We start from the raw sequence: 26,941 nt of genomic DNA on the forward strand, positions 1-26,941 counted from the left end.
TGTATTGTGTTATTTATTATATGTGTCTAATACTATTTTCTGTAAAGAATAAGGACTGACTGTAGTGTGTAGATGATAGTTTACTCCTCCGACCTTGTTTATGATGTTATAGTTAGCAAAATACTCTGCACTAGAGATATAATCATCGAGAAAAGGCTTGGACATAACGGCTTTCGGAGTTAGATATTGAAAAGCACTGCCATAATTACCAGCTAAAATACGATCTACAAAACCATTCGTATTGTCAAAAGCAGCAGATCCTGCCATATCTTGTCCAATAAAGTATGCGACGATCTTTGCTTCAAACTCTCTATTAAATTCTCCTTTGTCATACCCTTTCCTATTGTCATGTTGGTATGCATGAAAGAGTTCTTCTGCCAACACGACGTTCGTGATGTTGCCCATTTTCTCCTTATCGAAAACAACACTGCCTCCACCGTTATCACCCATCACGAAATGTCCATCAATATCACCTGCTTGCTTTACAACAGACGGCACCCTGTCGAAGCTTATAAAATATGTTTCTTTAGAGTTCTCTAATGATGAGTACATCGTGTTAAACAACGGACTAGCCTCACGCAACGGATTTATCTGGCCTAGATAACTTTGGTATTCACCCTTTGTCATCTTGGAGAAGTCAAACTTACATCCATCAGGATCTACAAAAACCACTGGATTGTTTGCGCAATACGCATAGGGTGAGATTTCATAATATTTCTCGGCCAATGGGTCAATGCTAGTCCATCGTCCTAGTGCTGCATCATATTGGCGTGCGCCATAGTCGTAGAGATTTAGGCCGTGGATGCGGTCTAGCTCTTTGCCGTTATACTTATAGCGTTGGGCTGCACCTTGAGTGCTTACCGACATTAAGGCACCAAAGGGGTAGTAGTGGTTCATTTGTTCGCCAAAGCCGTCGTCGCGAACAACAAGGCGGTTGTTGCCCAGATAGTCTTTAACATAATAATGAAAGGTGGGGGCAGATGTGGCAGTGCTGTCGGCGAAGGTTATGTAGCCACCATCAATCGGCACGTAGGCCAGCTTACCATTCTCGTAAACCGCGCTGCCGCAATAGTCGATGCTGTTGCGTGCCATATATGGTTGTTGGGTTTGTGAAGAAACGTTGCCGTGCATCACCTGTGTAATGGGCATGCTCTCGGAATACGAGGCTATGGCATAGCTGGTGCGCAGCTTGTTTCCGTCGGCATCGTAGAGGTAAGCAATGCTGCTGCCATCGTCGAAACGTACTTCTTGTGGTAAGTTTTGCGTGTTGTAGCTTATTTTGCGGATGTGTTTGTTTAAGTCGGCAGTCATGTTGCCATTGGCGTCGTAAGTGTACTCCTCTGGTTGGTCTGCTCCATCCGCAAAGTATAGAGCATTTGGGAAAGCGGGGTCGGTGCAGGGGTCGGTGGCTTTGTGCAGTTGGTTGCCATCGTATTCCATTGAAATGCAGTCTATAGGTTCATAAGTATCGTAGTCGCAAAGGCCATTGCGCTGCAACTTGAGCAGGTTTCCTTGCAAATCATACTCATAGTTGGTGTTGTAGTTGTGGTCTGGGCTATCACTATCTTTATATTTAACCCTTTTCAGACGCGAAAGACCATCATAACAATAACTGAAACTACGCGTAATATTACAGATACCCCAAAGGTAACCCCTCTGGGGTTTGCCCACAGAAGAAGAGTAGGCGCAGATGTTGCCATTATAACAAGGTGTAACGCTCTCCATAAAGACCTGTGTGGCGTCTTCGTAACAGATATGCTCTTCAAGTAAAGGGGAATAACGGCTAGTGGGCCAAGACCTTATGTTGTAGTTAATTACTTGTCCCAACTCTGGTATATCTCCTGTTGTTTCAGAGTTAACTCTTCCCAACTCATCATAATCTATTTCGCGCAGCGTTTTCTTTTCAGCATTGTTCAGGCTATAAGTAACCTTTGCCAGTCGGTCGGCATGATCGTACTCGTATTCGTAGCGTTGCGTTAGTGTAGGCATATTTGCTGTACTGTGAACCATAAGTTTGCTTACGGGTTTGTCGGTGAAGCTGTATTCATAACTCGTATCATCATATCCACCCCGCATGTTGGTGCGTATCTGACGGGTAAGTCTACCCTTGCGGTCGTATAGATTCACCTCGCGCAAAAGGCTGTCGCAACCATATACTGCCACTTCGCGTCCTGTTAGCAGGCCTTGGGCACGCTGTGCACTAACTTTAAAACATGGACTGTTGAACCCCTGTTGATCGAGAAAGCTATAATCGTCGTAAAACTTTCTAATTGTTACGAGGCTGTCGTTGCCCACGGCGCGCTCCACCATATAGGTGTTACGTCCCAAAGCATCGTATCGATAGAACGTTTTATGTCCTGTTCGACGTTGGTTTCCTGTTTGCGACATCACCATCCGGTCGGCAGCATCGTAGGCGTAGTCTGTTTTCTCGCAGCCAGGCAATTGCTTTTCGATGCAGCGGTTGGTCTCGTCGTATAGATAACGAAAGGCAAACTTGTCGATGCTGGGCAGCTTTTGGAACATGGGTTGCAGCACGTAGCGAATGTTGCCACGTAGATCGTGTACAAAATAGACGTCGCTATACGTGTTCCCATCCACTCTACGCACCAGCAACTGTCGCCCTTCAGCATCGGCGAAAACATACTTTTCATTTCGGTCTTCATCGGTAAGTTTCTGTACGAGCAATTGGTTGCTGGGAAAGAAACCCTCTTCTTTCAATGTACCAGTGGCTTCATCTACAGCATACTTTTTGCAAGCTAGTACACCACTGCTTTTGTTAGTATGGAGAGATGATACTGAGGGATGTTCTACCCACGCCCGCCCTGGCCCTATGCTTTTTGTCCTTCTGCCCTTCTGCCATGGCTCGTATGCGCGTAGTTCAAATGGAGCAGTGTCCCAATAATAGCCATCTTTGTTGCCCATATCGGCAGTTTCCACATAGTCTGCCGTGGTGGGTATGGGCAGCCAAATCTTGCTTTTTCTTCCCATAACATCATATTCTATCCTGTCGGCCAAATTGTTTTTGTTTGGCGTAACATGAAGCTGCACATTCTGCACAGGTCGGCCAAGGCCGTCAACGTACTGTATGTTGTCTAACCATCCGTCGATGCTTTTTTTTACACGCACGCTTGTCTTGATATAGCTCCGCGTATTGTCTTGCGCAAAGCACTTTGTAGAAGGGATTGCAAGAAATACTGCAAGGCATAGCGACGTTGCTTGCCAATTAAATATATAATGCCTAATCGTTTTCATTTTGCCTCCTGATTTTTGTAATGGTATTCGTAACTTCTCAGTGTATTCCAATCCGTATCATGTTCGCTGACCAATCGTCCAAAGGCATCGTATTTGTAAGAATAGGTATAGCCTCGTTGGTCAGTTCGACTTGTTATTTGCCCTGTTCCATCATAATTGAATGACATCACTTCCGCATCCTCTGGGTATATCCGTATGTCGTCAATTGGGTCGTTGTTCTCATTTATAATGTACTCTCCACCTGTAAATGGGGCGCACTTATACTGCCAGCTCCCATTGTGGTACACTTGATAATCGATAAAATACCGTTTTTTCGGATCGATGTCCAAACGTGCACGATACAGACCACGATAACCCCAATAGCTATGAAAACCACCAGGGAAAGTATTCTTCCCTCTTCCATGCTCAAACCCTTCATAGAAAACATTATTATAGCCTACAATGCGTGGTGGAAGTGAAGTTATAACCGTATAATAACAATTTACTTTTGCATACACAGAATATCCACTTTCGTCAGCTTTCCCTTCTTTACCCACATACTCTACCACTACATGCAACGTGTGTTTACCTGCAGATATTCGCCCCAGCTTTGCATAATATCTATCACGGTTTTGGGGATCGCGCCTAAAGTCGATAAGCAGATTCACAGTATGCTGATCTACGCCAACATACATAAAGAAGTCCTTTTTATCACTCTCGGGGAAAAACATTTCTACTTCCACCTCTGTTTCTTGTTCTGTAGTAAATGTTATTTCTTTTTTAGCGTATGGTTTGCACTCAACAGCTAGTCCCTTACATACGCGGTTTACACGCTTTTCATATATTGTGTCCCTGTTGTTCTGAGCATTCTTAAAAATTGCCACAGGTTGTTTGAACCCCTTTTGCCAAAAGAACACCACGCGCCTACCTCCTTTACCGATGGCTTCACGGTAGTTGTTGCTAGCATCATAGTTGTTGAATTGTATTTCGGCCTCACCATACCGTTGTGGAACGGTTTCGCCATCGAAACGTACAGGTTCGGTTTTGGAGTAAGGCAATTTGAACATTCCGTGGTAAACTTTATCAAGCACGGGCCAGCTATTCTTAATATTAAGCTTGAACGTATTTAACGTGGCATCTACGAGTGAACTGTTTCTAAACGTGAACTGTTCGATGGGTACGCCCACCATGTGGCGGTTCACCATGGCATCATAAGTTGGCGTAGCCTTCATGTCTTCTGCGTATGTTATAAAATGCCGTAGCTTATCATTCGTTGGTAGAGTGGTAATGGTTTCTTGTAAAATTCCACGAGCATTATAATTGTATCGAAACTGTTTAACCAGGCTGTCGCCATTCTCAAAAAACACTTCACGACGTGTGGCTGGCAACATTGAGTAGGTGTATATCTTATAGCATACGCCCTCGCCATAAGAACCAGCCTCGCCCCCACAGATATTGTAACAATTGGCATTCATAGCACGCACATAATTCTCGATTATCTTATTTTTCACATAGCTTATGTCTTCATCTTGACGCAGCTTACCCGTGTTGTCAAAACTTTGTTTACGCAACAACAGTCCTCGCTCTTGCCCTTTGTTGGCATACTGCTCGTTATTTTCCATCCCTTGCTGCATGTTGCATTCGAAACGTTCGTCCAAATGTCCATTATCAAAATTGGTATAGTGGTACTTTTGGTAAGAGCCATCAGCATTTGTTTCAATCACATCCGTGTAACCTACGCTTGTACCCTGACTATTGGCACAAGCAGGAAGAACAGAACTAGAAGTGAATATGGACACTCGCTTAGAGCTTTTATTGCCAAAAGGTTTAATCGTGTTGTTACGGTAGAAATACTTAAACTGTCCACCGCATACACCACTAGACCGTCCATCCTTTGACTTACTGAAATAATAGCGATGTACTAAGGTCTCGTCTTCCGCTCTATCAGTGGGTGAGGAGTATATTTCCTTTATGCGGACACCACCTGCATACTTATCTACATTTTCTGTAAAACAACCTTCCCAACGGTTTAGCTTTAAGTTTTTAGAATATTGGTGTGGTTCGAACACCAGGCGCGTATAACCACCAGTAGGATAGGTTATTTTTGTGAGCAATCCCAATGAGGCACAGTTAGGATTAGCTTCCTTTTTTGCATAATAGCCGTCTAAATCCATTATGCTAGCTTCGCGTGCATTGTAATATCCCCAATGATCTGTCTCATTAGAGAGGTATGGGGGCAACATGTCGGGACGGTTATATTCAAAACTATACTTTTTAGCGGTCCTTGCATGTTGCATGTCTTCTTCTCTTATAGATTTTAGGATGAGTCGCTGATTAGGATTTTCATCATAGTCGAGTACAAGATGCATGTTTGGGTATCCGTTCTTACGTTCAACGGTGATGTCTGAAAGTTTGTACCATCTCAGTTTGGAAAGACATCCATCTAAATCTTCCTTTTGGTCTGGGTTCAAATCATACATCAACAGGTTGAATGCGGGCCACAATTCCATGGAAGTAAAGTAATCATGGTATTTAGACGACTGAACCCGCAGGTCGTTAGACAAGGTACGGTTAAATTCCAAGTCCTCATTTTCTCCATTAATAGATTCCAAATAAACTGGCGACAGAAGTTCTCCGCTTATGGTCATATCTTGCGAAGAAGCAAAAGAGGAATTGCATGAAGACCACTTGGGGTTTTTCCCTTCTTGGTCTAAAACTCTCATGTACGAGGAGTAAAGCTGGTCTATATAAGCACCCCGCTCGTAATTTAGTCTTACATTTTGACCATTCGCCAATACAATACCCGTTAGATGCCAGGCATTGGCAAACCAAATGTCTAGACCCTGCTTAAAGAACTTCTTCGAATATTCAATGGCAGAGGACGTATATCCAAATTCAAAACGATTCCCTTTTTCGTCAATAAGCGTAAAACCTGCGAACGTTGGCGTTTGGTTACGACGCATTTCGTTTGGAGGCCAATGTAAATCTTTTGGGATATCCACAAAGTTGCCATTAAACTCTACCTTTATTGGTTTGCTACATTGCACCTTCCATTCTCCTTTTTCAGAGAGCCAAAACTTACCTGAGTACTCCAAGAATTGAAAGGAAAATTCATCTGGCGCTCTATCCCAGTACGTAGTATAAGTAGTTCTTGCTCTCTCTTTCAAATAATCGGCATTGTTCCAACTGTCGTTATCTAGTATACTATGCTGGAAATAATATCCCCGATGGGTATAGTCAAAGAAAATGCCTGGCGCAGAGTACTCGTCTGGACCTTCGTTGATTGTTCGGTAGATAACACCACCCGCATTAAGCGTCCAACCAAGCCCTACCCAACTGGGGTGTTGATCGGGTTTGACACTACCTGAATGATAAGATAGGGTTATGGGAAACTTTAAACCTTCCAGATTGAGTTCATAAAGAGGAATACTAATGTTGGGAGTGCCTGTAAATGGTGTAATGGGTATTTCCTCATAAACGCCAAGGTTTGCCACATTAGGGGTCTGAACATTTGTTATTCGATCGTAATAGGTTTGGCTCATTAAAGTTGAAACCCCTATTACAAAAAGCAAAAGGAGCGACAATGCGAGCCGCTTTATGGCTGTTGATGTCAGGTTCATAATGATCGATTTTAATGATTAGATATTTTCGCAAATATAGCTTATTTTCTTTAAACTTACAAGCAAAAACGAAAAAAATAATGAAATAGACTTGACTTTTAATATTTCTGCAAATGGAGAGGATTTGATTGCCTTTTTGAAACAAAACCAAGATAAACACTCCTCTCACACAGGAGAAATCAAACAAAGATGCGAATAAATTAATTCAGCCCTATCTGTCGGTTGCAAAACATGGACGTAGCCTTGTCTTTTTGGACTTCCTATAAATTGAGAGGTGTTGATTATCTTAGAGTTGTAAAACCAAGATAAACATCTCACTCGTGTGCGAAATACCGAACAAAGATACGGAAAATTTGAAACTTCTGCTCTGTTTGTCCGTCGCAAAACGTGGTTACGTCTCAAAAAAGTGTTCATGCTTGCGCCTTCATCCATTGTTTCTTTGACGCTTTCTTTACGCAGTTGGCCCGTTGTCTTGTTTACAACGATACGTTCGCCCGGCTTTACTGCAAGGCCCTTTTGTTGCGAAATGAGGTTGTCTATGCTTAGTTCGCCCTCGTAAAGGCTAATCGTTGCGTGTTGGTCTTCCTGATAATTGCTCACTTTGAAAGCCGTTCCGAGGTCGTGCAAAACAACGTCTTTGGTAACGATAGACAATGGCATCCGCTCGTTGTGCTTTACGCAGAAGAACCCCTCTCCATGCAAATATATCTTTCTATCCGATATGCCGAACCCCTGCGAGTACCTGATTGTTGAACCCGAATTGAGCTTTACCTTGCTGCCGTCGGGAAGAACAAGGCTGAGTTGCGAACCATCTGGGGCGTTAGTCTCTATCATGGCAAACTGCCGGTTTACCTTTTGCATGCCTAAGAAGTAGGCAACGATGGGCAACACGGCAATGAGAAAAACCGCAGCAACCCTTACCAGCAGCTTTATTGGCAGGCGTTGTGCCTGTTTTTCGCCAGTGTTGCCAGTGTGTACATGCGCATGAAAGCGTTGCAGAGCCTGCTCCACGTCGAACTCTTCGTGTGCCTTTGCGGCAGCGCGGTCGAAAAGCAGTTCGCGCAAGTTGCGTACATACAGCCTGTTTTCCTCGCTTTGCCTAACGAAATTGTTCAGTTCGCAAAGCCCCTCCGCAGTGATGTCGCCTTGCACAAAGTGGCGTATCAGGTTGTCGATATGCTCGTTTTCTGTTTTCATACTCGGTTCCCCTTTATCATGATAGAGCCTTTTGGGGTGGTGGTAGGGTAGTGAAAAGCGCAAGAAAATGTGGCTGTTGGGCATTCTTCTTTCTAGAATGCCCGTTCCGCAAGTTGCTGTCTTGTAAATAATGCTCAGATAAAGAATGGTTGTGTAAGATGAATTCCAGTGTGTGGCATAAGCCTTCATAGGACGTTGTTCATGTGTCTGGCGTTTTTCCTGTTGGTGAGTCGTTCCCCATCCTGCACGTTTTGAAGTATGTTTTCTGGGCAAGGGCACGCCCAAGTGCATTTGTGGTGTGCGTTGAATTGTCCTTCAAGAACTTGTTTTTCGGCGCATAATGACGTTTTGCTTGTGGTGGATAAGGGTGGAGTTCAAATTTTATTGTATCTTTGTCTTGTGCTTAGCGCGTGGGTGTGCGTGCTATCCTAGGCTTAGGGACACGAAAATAACACCCACTAAAATATGGTAAGGTAGCGAGGGTCAAGCCGACCGCTATCTTAGAAGTGCAGCATGCGTTGCTCTTTTGCATCGATTTCACTTTTCAAGAGATAATAGGAATGCTCCAAAAGTCTATGATTACCTAGTCTGTCTGAAATGAAATCTGTGTTGCAAGATAGTTTAAAAGGCTTAACATGTCGTTCGTAAAATGTTTAAAGTATGGATAAGAAAGTGTTTCAAGAACTTTTGGCAGAAGAAGTGAAATCATATAAGGCGTTACTTGAGACCCCAAACAATGATTGGATAGTAAAGGGCTTTATAGATGTGAATAAGAATATTTATGGAATAACCAATGATACGAAGGTGGTATCGAAGGTTATAGAAATTATACTCATCCCAAAACTGGCTTCCTTTGCCGAGCGCAACGGGCTTGTTTTGGAATTTCCCTCGGCACAAAACTTCTATCCAGACTTGACATTTAAAGATAAGGAAGGCAATTTGTTTGCCGTAGACTTTAAATCCAGCTACTACCGTGACGACAAAAAGGTGAACGGCCTTACGCTTGGCTCTTATTGGGGCTATTTCCGTGACCGCCAAGTAAAAAGGAACACGGATTATCCGTATGATGATTATAAATGCCATCTTGTACTTGGGGTGCTTTATAAACAGGGTGTCGAGGATGGTAAGGACATGGAGGTATATAGTATTGACACGCTGGCGGACATAAAGTCGGTTATAGAACACTTCATATTCTTTGTCCAACCAAAGTGGAAGATAGCAAGCGACCAACCAGGAAGTGGAAACACGAGGAACATCGGAGGTGTTGTTGATGTAGACAAACTCGTGAATGGGGAGGGAACGTTCGCCAAGTATGGAGAAGAGGTTTTCAATGATTATTGGATGAACTACTATAATGCGGCCGATGCCCAAAAGGCTGGCATGGGGAAACAGCATTACCACAATCTTAAAACTTATATAGAGTATCTGGAAAAAATGAGTAAAAGACTTATAGAATTGAAAAAGTAGAGATGCCTGTTATCGTTCCCCCTATAAAATCGCAAGGTATCAAGACTAAATTGGTCCCGTGGATTAATGACCTGATATTGACTTCGGGCGTTAGCCTTACTGCACGCTGGATAGAACCTTTCTTTGGAACTGGCGTGGTGGGTTTCAACTGCCCCATAATGGGTACGCACATTGTTGGCGATACCAATCCGCACATCATCAATTTCTACCAGAAGGTACAGAACGGAGAGGTTACGCCTTATACTATGCGTGCATATCTTGAACGTGAAGGTGCCCTTTTGGAGGTGGCGGATGAGGATGGTTATGCCCACTATCGTCTTGTGCGCGACAGGTTCAACAAGGAGCACAGCCCGTATGATTTTATATTCTTGTCTCGTGCAGGATTTAATGGGATGATGCGTTTCAACAAGCAAGGTTGTTGGAACATACCCTTTTGCAAGAAACCCGAGCGATTTGCACCTGCATATATAACCAAAATATGTAATCAGATTGAAAACATTGCTCGTATAATTGGAGGGAAAAAATGGGTTTTCAATAACGTACACTTTCTTGAAACAATAGCACAGGCAGGGGAAAACGACCTTATTTATTGCGACCCACCTTATTACGGGCGGTATGTTGACTATTATAATGGTTGGACGGAAAAGGATGAAGAGGAACTTTTCCATGCCTTGCGCCAAACACGAGCAAGGTTTATCCTTTCCACTTGGCATCACAACGATTTTCGCCAAAATGAGATGGTGAGTCGTTTCTGGCAGCAATTCAATGTCGTTACAAAAGAACACTTCTACCATAATGGCGGGAAAACCGAGAACAGACACGCTATGGTCGAGGCTATGGTTTTCAATTTCGATTTGCAAGATAAAGTAGAGGTTGCTGTTCCTCATAGACAATTTGAGCTGTTTGCAGGCATGCCCTAAAACACACACACTTGCGGCTTTCTCATTTTCTTAGCCCATTCTTCATTGTTTGTTGTCTTTTTCTGGTACTTTCTGTTTGTTCTATTAGTGGAATATGACGTCCCTTACCACCAGACAACCACGAAAAGCAGCACGCCAACCACATCTGCGGGCAATCTAGACGATAGTGTTTTGATGGCGTTTTTGATGTGGTACTTCACCGTATTGACAGAAATGCCCAGCTCTTGTGCAATTTCCGAGTACTTCTTGCCCTCATAACGGCTCAGTTCGAACACCTGTCGGCATTCTGTCGGCAACTCGTCTACGGCTTTCTTGGCCGTGTTTTTCATTTCCTCTTCAAGCAACCAGCCCAATGGCTGTTCGGGGTCGGATAGGTATTCGTGTAGGCAGAGCAGGGTGTTGTCTATGCTGTCTGTAACCCTGCCCTTGCGGAAGGCCAACGAGCGGCAGGCCTTTTCGCTGTTGTTTCTTATCGAACGGAAGAGATAGGCTTGCAGCGACTCAACTTGAAGTTGGCCGTGGTTGTCCCAAAGATAAAAGAAGAGGTCGTCGACAATCTCTTCGGCCAACTCATGGCTGTGGGTGATTGTCTTTGCAAGCTTGCATAAAACGGCGTAGTATGTTTTGTACAGGCTTTCGAAGGCGGCAAGGTCTCCATCCTTTAAACGGGAGAGAATGTCACTTTCTACCATATCTCAAACAATGGTTAAGCGGTTTTGTGGTAATATCTTTCTCAGCAAAGTTAGTTATTTTTTCGTTATTGCCATGCTATTCGCATTTATTTTCATCGAAGTTGCTTAACTTTTGTTGCCAAACAAAATTGGATGTGGAAAGCCGTAGGTGCATCGTAAGCAAACGCCTAACAACAATTTTCCAAAAGCAAGTGTGTTCGGCTATCATTTTCGTATAGATTGCGGGGCGTTGATTGTCTTTGTGCTGTAAAACCAAGATAGCCGCTCCGCTGATGTGCGAAATACCGAACAAAGATACGGAAAATCTGAAATTTCTGCCCTGTTTGTCCGTCGCAAAACGTGGTTACGCCTCAAAAAGGTGGCATGGGGGAAACCATTTGATGCGCTCTATATAGGCTGAAACCCATCTGCCAATGCCCGATTACTTCCGCGTTTGCCTGATGCAGCCTCCGTTGGTTGTGAGCTGCATGCGCGGCAACCGCTTGCGCTGGCGGTTGTAAAGACACGAGCTTTCCGTCGCCGTTGCCCTTTTCGCGCGTACACGGCATAATCTGCTTTGTCTTGTTTTCGGTAAGAATTTTAACATTATAAGAGCCCTTTTTGATCACCAAACGCCCACCTTGCCGCAAAAAATCGATTCTCGCGAAGGTTGTTGTTGATGCAAAAAGAGGTTAGTCCATGAATACAGCAAAATGAATTTTTATTTAAAGGAACCGTCATTTGCACCATATTTTGGGCCATTTTTAGCAGAATATGGTGCTATTTGCTGCAAAATGGCGTGCAATATGCGGCAAAACGCAGTGCGTTTTGGTGCAAAATGGCGTGCGTTTTGGTGCTAAACGCAAGGTAAAATGGTGCAAAACGCAAGGCAAAATGGTGCTAAATGCAATGCGAAAAGCATAAATATACGCTGTAATGGTATAAATAATACCTCTCCTATCCATGAAACACATGGCTAAAAAGGGCAAAATGCTCGTTAAAAAGTGGGTTTTTAGGGGTAAAATGCGGGTAATTGGGTGTGGATAATAATGAGTTGGCAACCAATCTAGAAAGCTAAAATGGTGCAAAATGCAGGCTTTGTTCTTAAAAATGGACATAGAGAAAGGCGTGGAAGGCTAGAAATGGTAGTGATTTGCCTACTTTTTAACCTGTATTTTCGCTAGAATGAAGTGAAATTTAGAGCCGTTTTGTAAAATAAAGACAATGGATTTAAGTTTTTGAGTAGCACAGGAGTTTAGTTAACAAGTTGACAAGGAATTTAGTTGACGGGTTGACAAGTTAACGAGTTGACAAGGTATTTAGTTGACGAGTTGGCAAGTAGTACGAGTTAACAAGTTGACTAGTAAACTGGTGGCTAAGTAAACAAGCTAGCTGTTTAACCAAGAGACGAATGGAGGGCGTGGCATGTTGGCAAGCATTGGGCTTAGTTAACCAGTGGGTTGGTGTTTCTGTTTACACGGTTGTTCTTTATCCCATACTTAACCAGGCATGCCCTTTCATCAGCAGGCATCGTCACTTTTTCACCAGACTGCACTGCCGTTTGCCATCCCCAGGCTTTTAAAATAAATCCAAATCAAAGTTTTGCTGAATTACGGATAAAGTGTTATATTTGTGCCCGAAAACCTAAATCAAAAAAAGTATGTCTAATTTTATGGAAGAAGAACAGATGCGCAGAAAGCACCCGCCTTTTGTTGCGGGCAGCATGGCATTTTCTTTAGTTCTCGGGTTAATGGCCTTTGCCTCGCCCTCGGTTTCGGCAAAGGCTGATGCGAATACGTTTGCAAGTATTCAACAACAAAAACAAAGTATCACCGGTATGGTGACAGATGCCAATGGCGACCCCATCATCGGTGCCTCTGTACAGGCTGGTGGAGCAGCCTTGGCTGTGACAGGTGCCGATGGTCGTTTCTCTGTTTCGGTGGCTCCGGGCACGGAGTTGCAGATTAGTTATGTTGGCTTTGCCACGAAAGCAGTGATGGTGAGAAACGGAGTAAGCAACTACGACGTGACGTTGAGCGACGACAGTCGCGCCCTCAACGAGGTGGTTGTGGTGGGCTATGGCACACAGAAAAAGGCAAACCTCTCTGGTTCTGTTGCCCAACTCGATGGCAAGACACTTGGGAACCGCCCCATAGCGAACGTCTCTTCGGGTTTGCAGGGGTTACTTCCAGGTGTCACGGTTACTGGGGCAAGCGGTGCTCCAGGTCTTGACGGCGGTTTGATACTGGTGCGTGGTGTCGGCACGCTCAACTCTGCTTCGCCTTACATCCTTATCGACGGGGTGGAGGCCGGAACGCTGAACTCGCTGGACCCACAGGACATCGCAAGCATCTCTGTGCTGAAAGATGCCTCCTCGGCAGCCATCTATGGGTCGAAAGCTTCTAACGGCGTAATTTTGGTAACCACAAAACGCGGGCAGAACGGTGCGCCGAAGGTGAACTATTCGGGCTTTTTTGGCATTCAGAACGCCACGGCCCTGATGGAACGGATGAACTCTGCCGATGCCGCTTACTATTACAACAAGGCTCTGGAGCGCAGCGGCAAAGCTCCGCGTTTCACAGAAGAGGCCATTCAGAAGTTCCGCGACGGCTCAGACCCATACAACTATCCCAATACCGACTGGTATAAGCTGGCATTTAAGACGGCTTGGCAAAACCGCCACAACGTGAACGTAACGGGCGGTAACGAGTTTGTGAAGTATTTGGCTTCTGCGGGATACCTCAAACAGAGCAGCATTCTGCCCAATGCCGGGCGCGAGCAATTTAATGCTAGGGCAAACCTCGATATGGTGTTGTCTAAACGCATTACGGCACATCTTAACTTGGCTTATATCCAAAACAACTACCGCGATGCCAGCAGTGCATACGCAGGTGGCAGCAGCGACCAGATTATCCGCCAGCTGAACATCATTGCGCCGTGGATAGCTTATAAGAAAGAAGACGGCAGCTATGGCACCGTTTCGGACGGCAACCCGATGGCCTGGCTCGAGTCGGGGATGACCGTAAACCGCAACAACCGCAACTTTACGGGTATGATTGGCATAGACTATCAGGTGTTTAAGGATTTAAAGCTGACACTTCAGGGGGCTTACGTAGATGCTTCGCGGCGTTACTCTTACTTCCAGAAGTTTATCCAGTACAACGCCAACAAGGCTACCGACCCCAGCAAGTTGGAAATAGGCCATTACGATTGGCACCGAACCACGTTCGACGCCTTTTTGAACTACGACAAGTCGGTTGCCAAACACAATTTCAAGGCTATGCTTGGATGGCACACCGAGCGTTACAAGTACTTGCCCGACTGGATGTATCGTAAGAACTTCCCCAACAACGACCTTACCGACATGAATGCCGGCGATGCCTCGACACAAAAGAATTCGGGGTACACGCGCGAGTTGACGATGGTGTCTTATTTCGGTCGTTTGAACTACGATTATGCCGGGCGTTACCTCTTTGAGGCCAACTTCCGTTCAGATGCTTCCTCGCGCTTTGCCAAGGAACATCGCTGGGGTTTCTTCCCATCTTTCTCTGCTGCGTGGCGTATCTCCGAAGAACCGTTTATGGAACGTTCGAAATCGTGGCTCGACGACCTGAAATTGCGCGCCTCGTGGGGACAACTAGGCAACCAAGATGCTTTATCGGGCAAACAAGACGGCACATCAGATTACTATCCCTGGATGAACACCTATAAGCTTGACGGCAGTTATCCCTTCGGCGGACAGCTAATGCAGGGCTATTACCAGGGAGACTACCACCTGTCTACCATATCGTGGGAGCGTTCAACCACATGGGGCGTCGGTATCGACTTCACACTCTTCGGCGGGTTGACGGGTTCGATAGACTACTACAACCGAAAAACAACGGATATCATCATGGACGTGTCTGCTCCGGCAGAGTTTGCACTCGGAAAATATAAGGACAACATCGGTGCGTTGCGCAATGAGGGTGTAGAAATTTCGCTGGCCTATGCCAAACAGCTGAACAAAGACTGGGCAATCAATGTCGGTGCTAACTTTGCCTACAACAAGAACAAGATACTAGACTTGGGAGAAGGAACAGAATATATTGAAAAGGGAAACCGCCGAACAGCCCTGGGTCAGCAATACAACAGCTATTACATGTATAAGGCAACGGGCAAGTTCTTCAATTCGCAGGAAGAGGCCGATGCCTTTACGGCAAAATACGGCAATCCGTTTGGAAGAAAGTTCATGGCCGGCGACATTATCTACGAAGACACCAATGGCGACGGCAAGCTAGACTCGAACGACCGCATCTATACTAAGCATACCGACGTCCCAGCCATCACTTACAGCATCAATCTCGGTGCTACATGGAAGGGATTCGACCTGTCGATGACGTGGCAAGGCGTTGGCAGCGTGTCGCATATCTTCAATCGTGAGGTGCTGGGCGAGTTCTCTGGCGATGCAAGTCACCCATCAACCATGTGGAAAGACTCGTGGACGGAGAGCAATCACAACGCAAAGATGCCCCGCGTGTTCGAGACGGGCAACAGTCCGAGCGACATGACCCGTGCCATGTCTACCTTCTGGTTGTGGAACACCGCTTACCTGCGCTTGAAGACCTTGCAACTAGGCTACTCTCTTCCTGAGAACGTGCTCAAAGCCATTGGTGTTGAGCGGGTGCGCATTTACTATGCAGGCGAGAATCTGTTGACATTCCACAGTCTGCCGTTCAACATCGACCCCGAGATAACCAGTGAGCGCGGTTCGTCTTACCCCTTGTTGCGTTCTCACGCCATCGGTATCAACATCACATTCTAAACAGTAAAAGCCCACTACACATTATGAAAGCAATAAAAACATACATATTGGCAGGTGCGGCAGCGTTGGCACTGTCGTCTTGCGATGATTTCCTCAACACATTACCGAAAGATGCCATGTCGCCACCTACGACATGGAAGACAAGTGACGATGCAGAGAAGTTTCTCGTTGGCTGCTACGATGGTTGGGAAGGAGGTGCTGCCTTGCTATATTGGGATGCTGGCTCCGATTTCGGCTACAACAACTTCCCATGGGAAGGCTTTACCAACATCGGTAACGGCTCGTTGTCGCCGTCTTCTCCGGGGTGGTCATTCTACGACTACACCATTATTGGCCGATGCAACACCTTTCTCGAAAATGTAGACAAGTGTGCATTTAGCAACGAAGCCGTTAAGAAGAACCTTGTGGCGCAGGTGAAGGCCATTCGCGCTTACAACTACTTCCGTATGGGTTTCCTTTATGGGGGCGTACCTATCGTTAGGCCCTTTACCAGTGCAAAGGAAGCGCAGGTTCCACGCAATACCGAACAGGAAGTGAAAGACCTTGTGTTTAAAGACTTGGAGGAGGCCATTGCCGACATTAGCGACAAGCCCGCATCGCGTGGATTTATCGCAAAGGGAGCAGCATTGGCCATGAAGATGCGCGCCGCCCTGTATTGGGCCGACTACCAGAAAGCGAAGGATGCAGCACAGGCCATCATCGACTTGGGGCAGTATGAGCTCGACAAAGACTACACCAACCTCTTTAAGTTGGATGGGAGAGACTCGAAAGAGATTATTCTTGCCGTGCAATACAAAACGGGTACGCACTCGTTGGGCACCATCGGCCAATTGTATAACAATGGCGACGGGGGGTGGTCGTCGGTTGTTCCTACGCAGAAATGTGTAGACAACTACGAAATGAGCAACGGAATGGCCATCGATGAAGCGGGTTCGGGCTATGATGCAACCCATCCCTTCCACGCACGCGACCCTCGTATGGCGATGACGATACTCTTTCCCGGTGCCAACTGGAACAAAAAGGTGTACAATACACTGGACGAGGACTGGAACGGTGGGAAAAACCCGAACTATCCTTCGAATGCTGCCAACTCTTCTAAAACAGCGCTCACGTGGCGAAAATATCTGGATCCGATGAATCAGTACGCCGACGTTTGGGACACCGAGTGTTGCCCGATAGTGTTCCGCTATGCGGATGTGCTATTGACGTGGGCTGAGGCCGAAAACGAACTGAACGGTCCCTCGGCAGATGTTTATTCCAAGATAAACATGGTGCGTAAGCGTGTAGGGATGCCCGATGTGGACCAGTCTAAGTACAACAGCAAGGAGAAACTGCGCGAGTTAATCCGCCGTGAACGCGGTTCGGAGTTCGCCGGTGAGGGTCTTCGCCGTGCAGACATCTTGCGTTGGACCACCACCAATGGCAAGATGGTGGCCGAGACGGTGTTGAACGGCACACTGACACGCATAACAGGAACCGTGGATACTACTGTGGTTGACCCAACCAGGCGCGCCATTGTAAATGGAACCAGTGCGGTGGAGGAGCGTACTTTCCACACCTACAACAGGTATCTGCCCATTCCACAGAAGAATATTTCCGACAATCCCAAGCTAGAACAAAACCCAGGCTACGCCAAGTAGCGGGTATCTGCCCTGCAAATGGGCTTTACACAGTTTTCCTTCTTTTTGCCCGGGCATCATGATAAGTGGTGCCTGGGCGTTTCTTCTGTTGTGGTTCAGCACGCTTTTTGCATCATTCAGCTTTTCGATTGCAGAAGAAAGGTTCTTTTCGTTCCTCGAAAAGTGCGTTTTCTCGCCATGACAATGTCCGAACAAGCTCGACATTGTTCATTTGGCTTATCGAAAACGTTCTTTTCTCGTTCCTCGAAAAGTGCGTTTTCTCGCCATGACAATGTCCGAACAAGCTCGACGTTGTTCATTTGGCTTAACGAAAACGTTCGTCTGTGGTTCTAGCTGTGAATGATTGGGGTTAAGCATGGTTCCCACCAGTCAAATCGTGCTGAATAAGCAGCTAACACAAAACCCTGGTTACAATAAACTATTTGGATTAGGCAATTAAAAACGATGAAAACAGCATCATCTATCCTGCTTACGCAGGCCGCATGGTTGGCCCTAACCCCTGCTTTGGCCGCAAAAAACACCAAACCCAACATCATTTACATCATGTGCGATGATATGGGGTACGGCGATTTGGGCTGTTATGGCCAGCAGCACATCCTAACGCCCAACATCGACCGCATGGCCGCAGAGGGCATGCGCTTTACGCAGGCCTATGCGGGGGCACCCGTTAGCGCGCCGTCGAGGGCATGTTTCATGACGGGGCAGCATTCGGGCCACACCGAAGTGCGCGGAAACAAGGAGTATTGGGCCGAGAGCGAGCCCGTGTTTTACGGCCAAAACCGAGATTTCAGCATCGTGGGGCAACATCCCTACGATGCCAATCACGTAATCATTCCCGAAATTATGAAGGCCAACGGCTACCAAACGGGCATGTTTGGCAAGTGGGCTGGCGGCTACGAGGGGTCGGCATCAACGCCCGACAAGCGCGGCGTTGACGAGTTCTTTGGTTATATCTGCCAGTTCCAAGCCCACCTCTACTACCCCAATTTCCTCAATTCGTACAGCAGGTCGCGAGGAGATAAGGGTGTGCAGCGCGTGGTTTTGGACGACAACATCGCGCATCCGATGTTTGGCGACAACTATTTTAAGCGTCCCTCTTACTCGGCCGACCTCATTCACCGCCGTGCTTTGCAGTGGCTTGAAACCCAATCGGCCGACAAACCCTTCTTTGGCGTGTTCACTTACACCCTTCCTCATGCCGAGTTGGCACAGCCCAACGACTCGCTTGTGGCTTTCTATAAAAAGAAGTTCTTTGTAGACAAGACGTGGGGTGGGCAAGAGGCATCGCGATACAACGCCGTAGAACACACCCATGCACAGTTTGCTGCCATGATAACAAGGCTCGACTTGTATGTGGGTGAGATATTGAAGGTGTTAAAGCAAAAGGGGCTAGACGACAACACGCTGGTGATTTTTACGAGCGACAACGGACCGCACGAGGAAGGCGGTGCCGACCCTTCGTTCTTCAATCGCGACGGAAAGTTGCGCGGCATTAAGCGTCAGTGTTACGAAGGGGGCATCAGAATTCCTTTCATTGCGCGCTGGAAAGGGAGTGTCGAGGCCGGCAAAGTGAGCGACTTGCCCTTCGCCTTCTACGACCTTATGCCCACTTTCTGCGAACTGGCAGGCGTAAAGAACTATGTGCAACGCTATCGAAACAAGCGCCTAACCACCGACTTTTTCGATGGTCTCTCCATCCTTCCCACGCTCTTGGGCAACGATAAGGCACAGCAACGCCACCCCCACCTTTATTGGGAGTTTGCCGAAACCAACCAAATTGCCGTGCGCATGGACGATTGGAAACTGATTGTTATTAAGGGCACGCCACACCTTTACAACCTCGCAACCGACTTACACGAGGACAATGACGTTGCCGCCCAACATCCCGATGTGGTGAAGAAGATGGTGAACATCGTTTATAAGGAACATGTAGACAGTCCGCTGTTCCCCATCACCTTGCCGAAGGCGGCTCAATGATGATGGATTAAGGCCTTACGGATGGCCTTCGAACGCAACATAAGGGGATGTGCCTGCTGTGGCACATCCCCTTTATTTGCAAACTTACCTAGTTTAAAATGGAAACTATCTGAGAAAGGTGAAAAGGTGAAAGGGTGAAAAGATGGCCAACGCCACCCATACATTTGGCTTAACTCCTTAACTCCTAAAGTTGAAAAATGGATGCGCCTAATAACATGTTGGCTATCTAACCCAGAAAAAATATCCATTGATTTGTTTTATGTCCCTTATGTTCTTATGTCAAATATAGGCCCCAGCTTGTGTAGAAGCACGATATAAGAACATATTAACTCGTCAGTTTGTCAACTTGTCAACTCAATCTTTTTGTCTTCTTTTCAGTGCAAATTTTAACATTATGAGTGCCATTTTATTCACCAATCGCCCAACCAGTCGCAAATATTCGATTCTCGCGCGAGTTTGTTTTGGTGCAGAATGGCGCAGGGTTTATAGTGGTGGTCATCCCATTTGAAGTAGTATGAATATGCAAACATCACCCAATTGCGTGCGATTTGCACCAAAATACGATGAAAATAATTCTTAAAATGTATCTAATTGAAAATAAAGAAGTTACCTTGCTATGCAAACTAAACAGGTAACGATTTGGAAACGAGCGAAGTACTTTCTATCGCATATTTCTACATCAACAAAGAACGCTTGTTATTCTATTTGCAAAGATAATCATTTGCTTTGAATAACAAGCGTTTTTGATAAGATTTTCACTCTTTTGCGTCATCTGTTGTTTGGAAAGATTGAAAAATGAGGAGAATGGTTATATTCCTCTTCCTCGTTTCTTCTTTTTCTTGGCTTGGTTTCTGAGTTTTCGTTGCCATACCGTCTCAGCATAATCATCGCCATGTGTCTGTGGATTGATAAGTCCACCTGCTCCCGAAATTATTTCTTCAGCAGCATTCAAGACAGTGCTTGCTACATTTCCTACGGCTTGTGCAATAGGTGAAGTTTCGTTTGCTTTTGTAGGCGGTGTGTACGAACGGCTGGGAGGAACAAGTTGATAGGCTGTATCCGGTTGGGGTTTGCTCTTTTCCTGCTTGTGCGTCATTATTTGAGCTTTTGTCATTATCTCCTTTGTTTCGGCTTTATTGCCTGCTTCAAAGTTCTTTTGCAAAGAACGGTAGCCGAACTCCCTGCCGATTTCGGAAGCCTTGAAGCTTTGTCCATTGAAGGAGAACTTCAAACCATATACTTTGCCCTGCTTGTTCTTCATGCGCTCTATGGCGATGTCGTTCTTATTTAGGTCGTAAAGAAACATTGAATGCCCTGTGATGCCTGTTCCTTTATACTTTTCAAGCAAGGTGTAGCAAATCTTTTGTACCTGCTGCTTCGTTTGCTCTCTCGTAGGATTGGATTTTGCTTTCTGATGCATCCTTTCAGCCTTTACTTCCTTTGCAATGGTCAAGCCTTTCGAGCGACTTATTTCCTCCGCCACTCTTGCTGCCCTGTTGCTTACAAAAGTGGTGTCATAGACCTCCCCATACAGGCTGATGCGGTTGGCAATGATATGGATATGCCTGTTATCGGTGTCCTTGTGCGTTACTGCTACCCATTGGTGGTTGTTAAGTCCCATTTGTTTGGCAAACAGATGGGCTATCCGCATGAGTTCAGATACGGGTAGTTTCTTCTCATCCTGAAGTGCTATACCGATTTCAATGCGGAGGAACTTGTTTCTGCAACGACTGTTATAATCGCTGACCACTTTCATTTCCTCATAGATTGCTTTCGGTTCTCTGCTGCAAAGATTGTGGAAGGTAAGCCGATTACCGAGCTTTCCCTCTCTGAAAATATAATCCAAAGCCGTGCTGCCATGCGCTATCGCCTTACATTTTCCTATCATCTCTCGACATATTTAAGACCTTATATATTTCGTCGTCCACACGAAAATGCGGGTCGTAAAATCGCTTAAATGCTTCTTTGGCACATAGGGAAAGGTTCTGTGTGATATGTACCCATCTCTCATCCTTGACTTTAATAAGGTTGGAAATCTGCCCATAGAACCTGCCCGTATGCTGGAGAATGGCAATGGCTTCTCTCTCATTGTCCGTCATCTTAGGAATGGCAACCACTTCTCCATTAAGGAGTATTTCACGGCAGTAGTCTGAGAACTTCCGTCTTGTGCTTTCCGCCTTTGACTTGATACGCTGCTTTTCCTCTAAGGTGCATCTTACCTTGATGAACTCCGTCTTGTTTATCCTCGCTTCTTCTTTACCTCGTTGCTGCCATTTGGCAGTTCTGCTATCATATCTGTTCATATAAAAGTCCTCTTTTCTTTGTTTTCAATCTTGCTTAATTTCCGAACGCTGACCGATGAGAACGGAGTGATTACGGTCTAATCTCCCCGATAACCGAACGAGGGGAGCAAGCGCAGTTTGTGGGTACAAACTGACGTCTTGCAATGTCAGCTAACGAAACGTTTACGCATAAAGCGTTTTGTCGTCCAAAAATGAATGCTATGCATTCAGAAGATTAACTGTGTTCGTGGCATTCCCACCGTTCAATGTGTTCAGTAAAAATCTATTGTTGGTACTACCCTAAAACGGTCGAGGATTTTGAGTGAAAGGGACATCCTTTTACTCGATAGTCCTTGACCGTTTTTCTGTTGTTTACAGCTTCCTCCATTTTTCTATATCCTCACCGTATTCCTCCAAATGGATACGCACAAGGTTTTCGATGAAGCTCGAGACATTGGCTCCTTTATCTCCCAATCTACGGACAATGAAGTCCGCATGTTCCTGTGTTTCCCTGCTCAGATAGACCGCCTTTCTCTCACTTAGCTTTGTTGGAACAAGGAACGCCTGCTTATAGGCTTCGAGAGTCTCCTTTCTCATCTTGGCACTGATGCGTCGTTGAACGGTTGCGCTCTCTGTATGCTGTGCAGGCTCGGATGGCGTGGCATGCTCTATGGCATGTCCTGTTTCTTGTTGTTTTTGCTCTTGAATAGTTTTCATTCCCTTTTCCCGGAATTCAGAGACAGATTGTTCACTTGAATTTTCAGCTTGGCTCATACCAAAAGTTTTTCCTATGAAACGATCTATTTCTTCCATGTTTCTTCTTTCCTTTTTCATCACTCTATCTTATTTTAAGTTTGACTTGTTTTATTTTGTTGCTTATATTTGGAGTTTTCTCCAACTCTTCCCGTTGCTCACGGACACGTCTGACGTGAAAATCGTTGAGATCTTTGAAGTCTCCATAATACACAGCCATATCTTCTACCTTAAAACCTGTGTTTACAAATTCCTGCACAGCTTTTCGCCCTGCATCGTCATTGTCAAGAAAAGCACGAACGGAGGTTATATTTCTTTCATTCAGGTAGTGGATACTTCTTGCTACATTACTCACGGAATTCATCACGAGACATTGGTTGGAGACCTCCCCTTTCATTGAAAGAAAAGAGAGAAAGTCCATAAAGCCCTCGAACAGGCAGACGGGTTGTGCCTTGTCCTCAAATATCGGAGTGATGTTCTTCGGGGCAATCGTTCCCTTGAACGTATTGTTGTCCCGAAGTTCATAACCACCCGAAGAATTGGCAAAGCCGATGGCTTCATATCTCTTTCCCCTTACCTCGTAGCTGATACATTTGAGAAAGGGTGTTGCCTTTTTCAAATTGATGCAACGTTCCTTGATAAGGTATTCCTGCAAATGCGGCGGCAAGGTGTCTGATATGCTTATCAGTCTCCTTGTTTCGCTTGCTTGTCTTGTAGTTGTCTGGTTGAGACCAATACGGGGTTCAGTCTTTGAATAGCTGTGCGCTGTATACTCTGAAGCGTTCTGCCCCAAACGGCAGATTGCTTCCGAGAATGTGCAGCCCTCCAAGCGTATACAAAGGTCGATGATGCTTCCACCCCTGCCTTCGGCATAGTCTATCCAAAGGTTCTTTTCCGTGTCCACTTTGAAACTCGGACGCGTTTCCTCCCTGAGCGGTGAACGGTACATGGCATAGGCTGGTGTCCTGCGGACAGGCCTGATACCTTTCTTTTCGAGATACTCCACAATGGAATATCGCTTGATAAGTGATAAATCTTTTTCTTTCATTGTTTTGACACTTTAATGGGTTGAATGATAATTATTTATGTTTGTCTGTTTTATGGTTTTACCGTTTCCAAAGTTTTTCCCCTCCAAACTTTTTCATCTTTCTTCTTACTACATACTATTTTGTGATAAGTAATTGATAATCAACAACGATTAGTAGTATAGGACGATACTACACATTCTACTACATTTGGCTACTACAAGTTTGAAGGAGCGGGCAAGGCAAGATTTTTCTGATCTTGTAGACATAGATGGGGCTTCCACCGTTTCTTCGTTTGCTCACCTTTATGTATCCTGCTTTCTTCAAGGCTTCGCCCATACGCTTGGCAACAAGTGGCTGGTGGGTATAAATACCCAAATAGGTGAGTATCTCCGTAGTGGTCATTAACAAATAGTTTTCGTCCTCCGTTGGCTTCTCAAAACAACGCAACAAGAGTTCCATCTCTGCTGTCTGTACTTGGAAGTCCTCGCTCTCCCGATACAGTTCGGCTATCTCGTCATCGTCAAACCAATAGCGAAAACCTGATTTGAGCAAGGCTTTGGCTTCTGCATAGACACTATCCATTGAGATGGCCTTTGCTCTTTTTATGTCAATGGACAAGACCTCAAAGGGCAAAAAACGTCTGCTGCCTGTCGGGTCTGTAAGAAAGTCGTTGCCATTCACCGATGCCACGAAGCTCGCCAAGTGGGGATGTTCCTCCACATATTTGTCATAGGGCATGCGGTATTTAACCATCGGACAGGTAATGAGGTTTTTCAGTTCATTCTCGTCCCGTTTGTTGAGGGCTTTGAGCTGGTCGTCAATGTTTACGATAAGATTCTGCCCGATATAGGTAAGTGTGTCCTTCTCCTGCGGATATATCTTTCCCGTATAACTGTAACCGTGCAGTGCCGGCGGACAGAGCAAATCAAGAAATGTTGTCTTGAACTTGCCCTGCTCGCCTGTCAGTACAAGGCAGGTGTGGTTACGGCATTCACGGTTATCCATTGCGTTGGCGACCACTGCCACAAGCCATTTGGTGAGATACGGCAGCCACTTTTGGGAGTTACGGACAACCACGCAGCTTGCCAAATCGGGAATAGCTTTCAATAAAAAGGAAGAAGGCACAACACTACCATTGCAACTACCACCACAGCTACTATCATCGCCTATATCTATCAGTGGCAATCCTTTGAAATACTCCTGTATGGGATTGATGCGCGGAGAAAAACTGCTCTCGATGATGGAATACAGGTTCTCGGAGGAAGTTGATATGCTTTCCTCGCAATCAAGTTCCCTACGGAGCGTGTTGATTTCATAACGACCAACCTTTGCAAAATGATTATTACCCTTACTGCAATATTCGGTTCTGCCCAGTACAGTATTGTATCTGAACTCGTAGTGTGTGGAGAGGTAGGTTTCTATCTCTGCGTTCTTGGAGGAACTCCTCATTCGATGAGGATTTCTCCTGTTGCCTGTATTGCCTGCATCTGCGTTCTTTTTCATTATTCCCTTGAATTAGTTTCCAAGAGTGAAGTTAGGGTGAGAATGCGTAACTTCCAAGCATTCAGAGCCTTCTTGCATAATGTTGCGCTCGCCCGCTTTAAAATTCTTAGGAGAACAGGCTGTCAAGAAGGGCATTTATAGCCTCATTAAGCAAAAAATAGATGACAGGAAAGAAAGGTTAACAGAAATACGGATTGTCGTTGTTTGCTTTCAGATGCGGTCTTTTGCTTTGATTACCTTATTAACCTCATTTGTGCAGTGGCAAGAACATCAATCTGTCTCTTTTGTCCTTGTTATAGCGCCACAAGCTGCCACGTGAATGAAAAGTGATGGAATAAGAAATGCCCAATATTAATTTTGCATAAGACAAGCTGCGCTCGGCAAAGGAAAAGTGAACTTTCCTCAACACTCGCTTGGATTGTCTTTGCAACAAAAGAAGAAGACGGGGCAGGAAAACGCAAATGTGAACCGATGAAACGGATTGCTCTTTTCCCGATACTTCCCTGCTGTTCCCCACGGCTTTGAGAGGCGCACGTACGCCATTATCTTTGCCGATGGAAACTGGAAAGACCTGAGACAACAAACAATAACAATATAAAATTATGAACTATTACATCATTACAGAAACCAATTGGACAAAGCTTCGAGATGAAATTTTGAGCCTTGCGGAATGCTGCCACAAGGCATTCGGAGAAAAAAGCAAGCACACGGACTGGCTGCACAACGGCGATGTGTGCCGGCTGCTGAACATCAGCAAGCGCACCTTGCAGCATTATCGTGATACGGGTGTGCTGCCATTTACGCAAATCGGACACAAGTGCTATTACAAGTGCGAGGATGTGGAAACACTGCTTCTTACGAAATCGAACAAACCTAAAAACAGACAGATATGATGGAAACAGCAAGAGACTTGAACATGGAGACGGACGAGATGCAACTGGTCGTCTCGGCCTTGAGAGGTGTAAGCAAACGAATAGTGGAAGTGGCACAGACACACAAGCCACTCTTTGCAGGCGAGCTTTTCCTCACAGGAAAGGAAGTGTGCGAGCGGCTGTATATCAGTCCCCGTACCTTGCAGGACTACCGAGACAGGAAGATTATCCCCTACACGCAGTTTGCAGGGAAGATACTCTACAAGGCTTCGGACTTGGAAAGGATGTTGGAGGAGAATTACTATTTTAAGTCCATTTGAGTTTAGTATTATAATTCGATTAAAAATACTTATTAATAAGTATTGCCAGTATAGAATTCTTCCCATACCTTTGTATCCAAAATTGAATTAATGATAAAAATATCACACAGCCGCATAAAGGCGACAATAAAAGGAGCGTACTGTTTTTTAAACAGTACGCTTTTTTTTATGAACAAAATTGAACGATGTCCGTTAATAAAATAGTAATGAAAATATTAAAAGAAGATATAAGAAACAGAATTGTCACAGCTGCCCGCAATGAATTTATTAAAAATGGTTTTAGAAAAACTTCGATGCGAACAATTTCTGCAAAATCAGGAGTTGTCTTAGGTAATATATACAATTATTTTAAGACAAAAATCTATCCCCAAGGTTCAAGAAAAGGCGAAATAGCGTGAATGATTTGTGAGTCAGTCAGTTCTGTTTTTTGACCCTTTCGACGCAAAACCTCGAAAAGACGGGGTTATACCAACTTCGGACAGAGCAGCGTTACCAAAACATTACCACCTCCTTTGCAAGTGAGGATTGGGAAAAGCGGTAACGAACAGTGCAAAATCCGACCTGAATTTCGGGGATTACCTCCTGCAAAGGTACTTCGATGAAAGGAAACAGGCAAATAAATTGCGGACTGTTTCTTTACCATTGAACGACAATATTTT

At 45.4% G+C, this 26,941-nt stretch carries 15 protein-coding genes and 2 pseudogenes; 8 read left to right on the forward strand and 9 right to left on the reverse strand.

Annotation, left to right across the window (positions count from 1 at the left end):
- Positions 1 to 9: 9 nt before the first annotated feature.
- From BN93_RS16305 to BN93_RS13145, 3 genes are all read right to left on the reverse strand, one after another.
- Complete coding sequence (locus tag BN93_RS16305) at positions 10 to 3,252, reverse strand: RHS repeat-associated core domain-containing protein (RefSeq protein ID WP_019188773.1); 3,243 nt, start codon at positions 3,250 to 3,252, stop codon at positions 10 to 12.
- Complete coding sequence (locus BN93_RS13140) at positions 3,249 to 6,851, reverse strand: RHS repeat domain-containing protein (protein ID WP_084768811.1); 3,603 nt, start codon at positions 6,849 to 6,851, stop codon at positions 3,249 to 3,251. Before BN93_RS13140 ends, BN93_RS16305 begins: the two co-directional genes overlap by 4 nt.
- A gap of 165 nt (positions 6,852 to 7,016) precedes the next feature.
- Positions 7,017 to 8,048 carry a FecR family protein gene (locus BN93_RS13145; protein WP_044260848.1) on the reverse strand — a complete coding sequence of 344 codons (1,032 nt, stop codon included), beginning with the start codon at positions 8,046 to 8,048 and terminating at the stop codon, positions 7,017 to 7,019.
- A gap of 660 nt (positions 8,049 to 8,708) precedes the next feature.
- Here BN93_RS13145 and BN93_RS13150 point away from each other — a divergent pair.
- Positions 8,709 to 9,515, forward strand: coding sequence for a type II restriction endonuclease (locus BN93_RS13150; RefSeq protein WP_019188776.1), 807 nt, complete (start codon positions 8,709 to 8,711; stop codon positions 9,513 to 9,515).
- A 2-nt stretch (positions 9,516 to 9,517) separates the two neighbouring features.
- Positions 9,518 to 10,435 (forward strand): DNA adenine methylase, encoded by a 918-nt coding sequence (locus BN93_RS13155; protein ID WP_019188777.1) that lies wholly within the window; start codon positions 9,518 to 9,520, stop codon positions 10,433 to 10,435.
- Positions 10,436 to 10,539: 104 nt separating this feature from the next.
- Here the strand turns inward: BN93_RS13155 and BN93_RS13160 are convergent, their stop codons facing one another.
- Complete coding sequence (locus BN93_RS13160; protein ID WP_019188778.1) at positions 10,540 to 11,127, reverse strand: RNA polymerase sigma-70 factor; 588 nt, start codon at positions 11,125 to 11,127, stop codon at positions 10,540 to 10,542.
- Between the two features lie 1,639 nt (positions 11,128 to 12,766).
- Here BN93_RS13160 and BN93_RS13175 point away from each other — a divergent pair.
- From BN93_RS13175 to BN93_RS13190, 3 genes are all read left to right on the forward strand, one after another.
- Positions 12,767 to 15,907 (forward strand): SusC/RagA family TonB-linked outer membrane protein, encoded by a 3,141-nt coding sequence (locus BN93_RS13175; protein WP_019188782.1) that lies wholly within the window; start codon positions 12,767 to 12,769, stop codon positions 15,905 to 15,907.
- Between the two features lie 23 nt (positions 15,908 to 15,930).
- A complete protein-coding gene (locus tag BN93_RS13180) occupies positions 15,931 to 17,547 on the forward strand; it encodes a RagB/SusD family nutrient uptake outer membrane protein (RefSeq protein ID WP_019188783.1) in 1,617 nt (538 codons plus the stop codon).
- Between the two features lie 444 nt (positions 17,548 to 17,991).
- The gene (locus tag BN93_RS13190; RefSeq protein WP_019188785.1) at positions 17,992 to 19,524 is read left to right on the forward strand and encodes an arylsulfatase; all 1,533 of its coding nucleotides are present in this window, start codon (positions 17,992 to 17,994) and stop codon (positions 19,522 to 19,524) included.
- 808 nt (positions 19,525 to 20,332) lie between these two features.
- Here BN93_RS13190 and BN93_RS13195 read toward each other — a convergent pair.
- The 5 genes and pseudogenes from BN93_RS13195 to BN93_RS13215 all read right to left on the reverse strand — a co-directional run bounded on the left by BN93_RS13195 (position 20,333) and on the right by BN93_RS13215 (position 25,225).
- Complete coding sequence (locus BN93_RS13195) at positions 20,333 to 21,412, reverse strand: relaxase/mobilization nuclease domain-containing protein (protein ID WP_019188787.1); 1,080 nt, start codon at positions 21,410 to 21,412, stop codon at positions 20,333 to 20,335.
- A complete protein-coding gene (locus tag BN93_RS13200; RefSeq protein WP_019188788.1) occupies positions 21,396 to 21,827 on the reverse strand; it encodes a plasmid mobilization protein in 432 nt (143 codons plus the stop codon). The genes BN93_RS13195 and BN93_RS13200 overlap by 17 nt, the downstream gene beginning before the upstream one ends.
- Before the next feature lie 351 nt (positions 21,828 to 22,178).
- Positions 22,179 to 22,640, reverse strand: coding sequence for a DUF3408 domain-containing protein (locus tag BN93_RS13205; protein WP_019188789.1), 462 nt, complete (start codon positions 22,638 to 22,640; stop codon positions 22,179 to 22,181).
- A 4-nt stretch (positions 22,641 to 22,644) separates the two neighbouring features.
- Positions 22,645 to 23,607: a toprim domain-containing protein gene (locus BN93_RS13210; RefSeq protein WP_019188790.1), complete on the reverse strand. Its 963-nt coding sequence runs from the start codon at positions 23,605 to 23,607 to the stop codon at positions 22,645 to 22,647.
- Between the two features lie 181 nt (positions 23,608 to 23,788).
- A pseudogene (locus BN93_RS13215) lies at positions 23,789 to 25,225 on the reverse strand (VapE domain-containing protein).
- A 467-nt stretch (positions 25,226 to 25,692) separates the two neighbouring features.
- On the opposite strand from BN93_RS13215, the gene BN93_RS13225 reads away from it, so the two are divergent.
- The 3 genes and pseudogenes from BN93_RS13225 to BN93_RS13235 form a co-directional block, all read left to right on the forward strand.
- Positions 25,693 to 25,983, forward strand: coding sequence for a helix-turn-helix domain-containing protein (locus BN93_RS13225; RefSeq protein ID WP_019188793.1), 291 nt, complete (start codon positions 25,693 to 25,695; stop codon positions 25,981 to 25,983).
- The gene (locus tag BN93_RS13230) at positions 25,980 to 26,282 is read left to right on the forward strand and encodes a helix-turn-helix domain-containing protein (protein ID WP_019188794.1); all 303 of its coding nucleotides are present in this window, start codon (positions 25,980 to 25,982) and stop codon (positions 26,280 to 26,282) included. The genes BN93_RS13225 and BN93_RS13230 overlap by 4 nt, the downstream gene beginning before the upstream one ends.
- A gap of 185 nt (positions 26,283 to 26,467) precedes the next feature.
- Positions 26,468 to 26,641: pseudogene (locus tag BN93_RS13235) on the forward strand (TetR/AcrR family transcriptional regulator); the annotation flags it as partial.
- Positions 26,642 to 26,941 lie beyond the last annotated feature (300 nt).

The sequence above is a fragment of the Prevotella conceptionensis 9403948 genome (genome assembly GCF_000312305.1).
GTDB lineage: Bacteria > Bacteroidota > Bacteroidia > Bacteroidales > Bacteroidaceae > Prevotella > Prevotella conceptionensis.

Excerpts from the sequence above, each read along its gene's own strand:
- BN93_RS16305 (WP_019188773.1), bottom strand. The coding sequence starts at position 3,252 with ATGAAAACGATTAGGCATTATATATTTAATTGGCAAGCAACGTCGCTA.
- BN93_RS13140 (WP_084768811.1), bottom strand. The coding sequence starts at position 6,851 with ATGAACCTGACATCAACAGCCATAAAGCGGCTCGCATTGTCGCTCCTT.
- BN93_RS13145 (WP_044260848.1), bottom strand. The coding sequence starts at position 8,048 with ATGAAAACAGAAAACGAGCATATCGACAACCTGATACGCCACTTTGTG.
- BN93_RS13150 (WP_019188776.1), top strand. The coding sequence starts at position 8,709 with ATGGATAAGAAAGTGTTTCAAGAACTTTTGGCAGAAGAAGTGAAATCA.
- BN93_RS13155 (WP_019188777.1), top strand. The coding sequence starts at position 9,518 with ATGCCTGTTATCGTTCCCCCTATAAAATCGCAAGGTATCAAGACTAAA.
- BN93_RS13160 (WP_019188778.1), bottom strand. The coding sequence starts at position 11,127 with ATGGTAGAAAGTGACATTCTCTCCCGTTTAAAGGATGGAGACCTTGCC.
- BN93_RS13175 (WP_019188782.1), top strand. The coding sequence starts at position 12,767 with ATGTCTAATTTTATGGAAGAAGAACAGATGCGCAGAAAGCACCCGCCT.
- BN93_RS13180 (WP_019188783.1), top strand. The coding sequence starts at position 15,931 with ATGAAAGCAATAAAAACATACATATTGGCAGGTGCGGCAGCGTTGGCA.
- BN93_RS13190 (WP_019188785.1), top strand. The coding sequence starts at position 17,992 with ATGAAAACAGCATCATCTATCCTGCTTACGCAGGCCGCATGGTTGGCC.
- BN93_RS13195 (WP_019188787.1), bottom strand. The coding sequence starts at position 21,412 with ATGATAGGAAAATGTAAGGCGATAGCGCATGGCAGCACGGCTTTGGAT.
- BN93_RS13200 (WP_019188788.1), bottom strand. The coding sequence starts at position 21,827 with ATGAACAGATATGATAGCAGAACTGCCAAATGGCAGCAACGAGGTAAA.
- BN93_RS13205 (WP_019188789.1), bottom strand. The coding sequence starts at position 22,640 with ATGAAAAAGGAAAGAAGAAACATGGAAGAAATAGATCGTTTCATAGGA.
- BN93_RS13210 (WP_019188790.1), bottom strand. The coding sequence starts at position 23,607 with ATGAAAGAAAAAGATTTATCACTTATCAAGCGATATTCCATTGTGGAG.
- BN93_RS13225 (WP_019188793.1), top strand. The coding sequence starts at position 25,693 with ATGAACTATTACATCATTACAGAAACCAATTGGACAAAGCTTCGAGAT.
- BN93_RS13230 (WP_019188794.1), top strand. The coding sequence starts at position 25,980 with ATGATGGAAACAGCAAGAGACTTGAACATGGAGACGGACGAGATGCAA.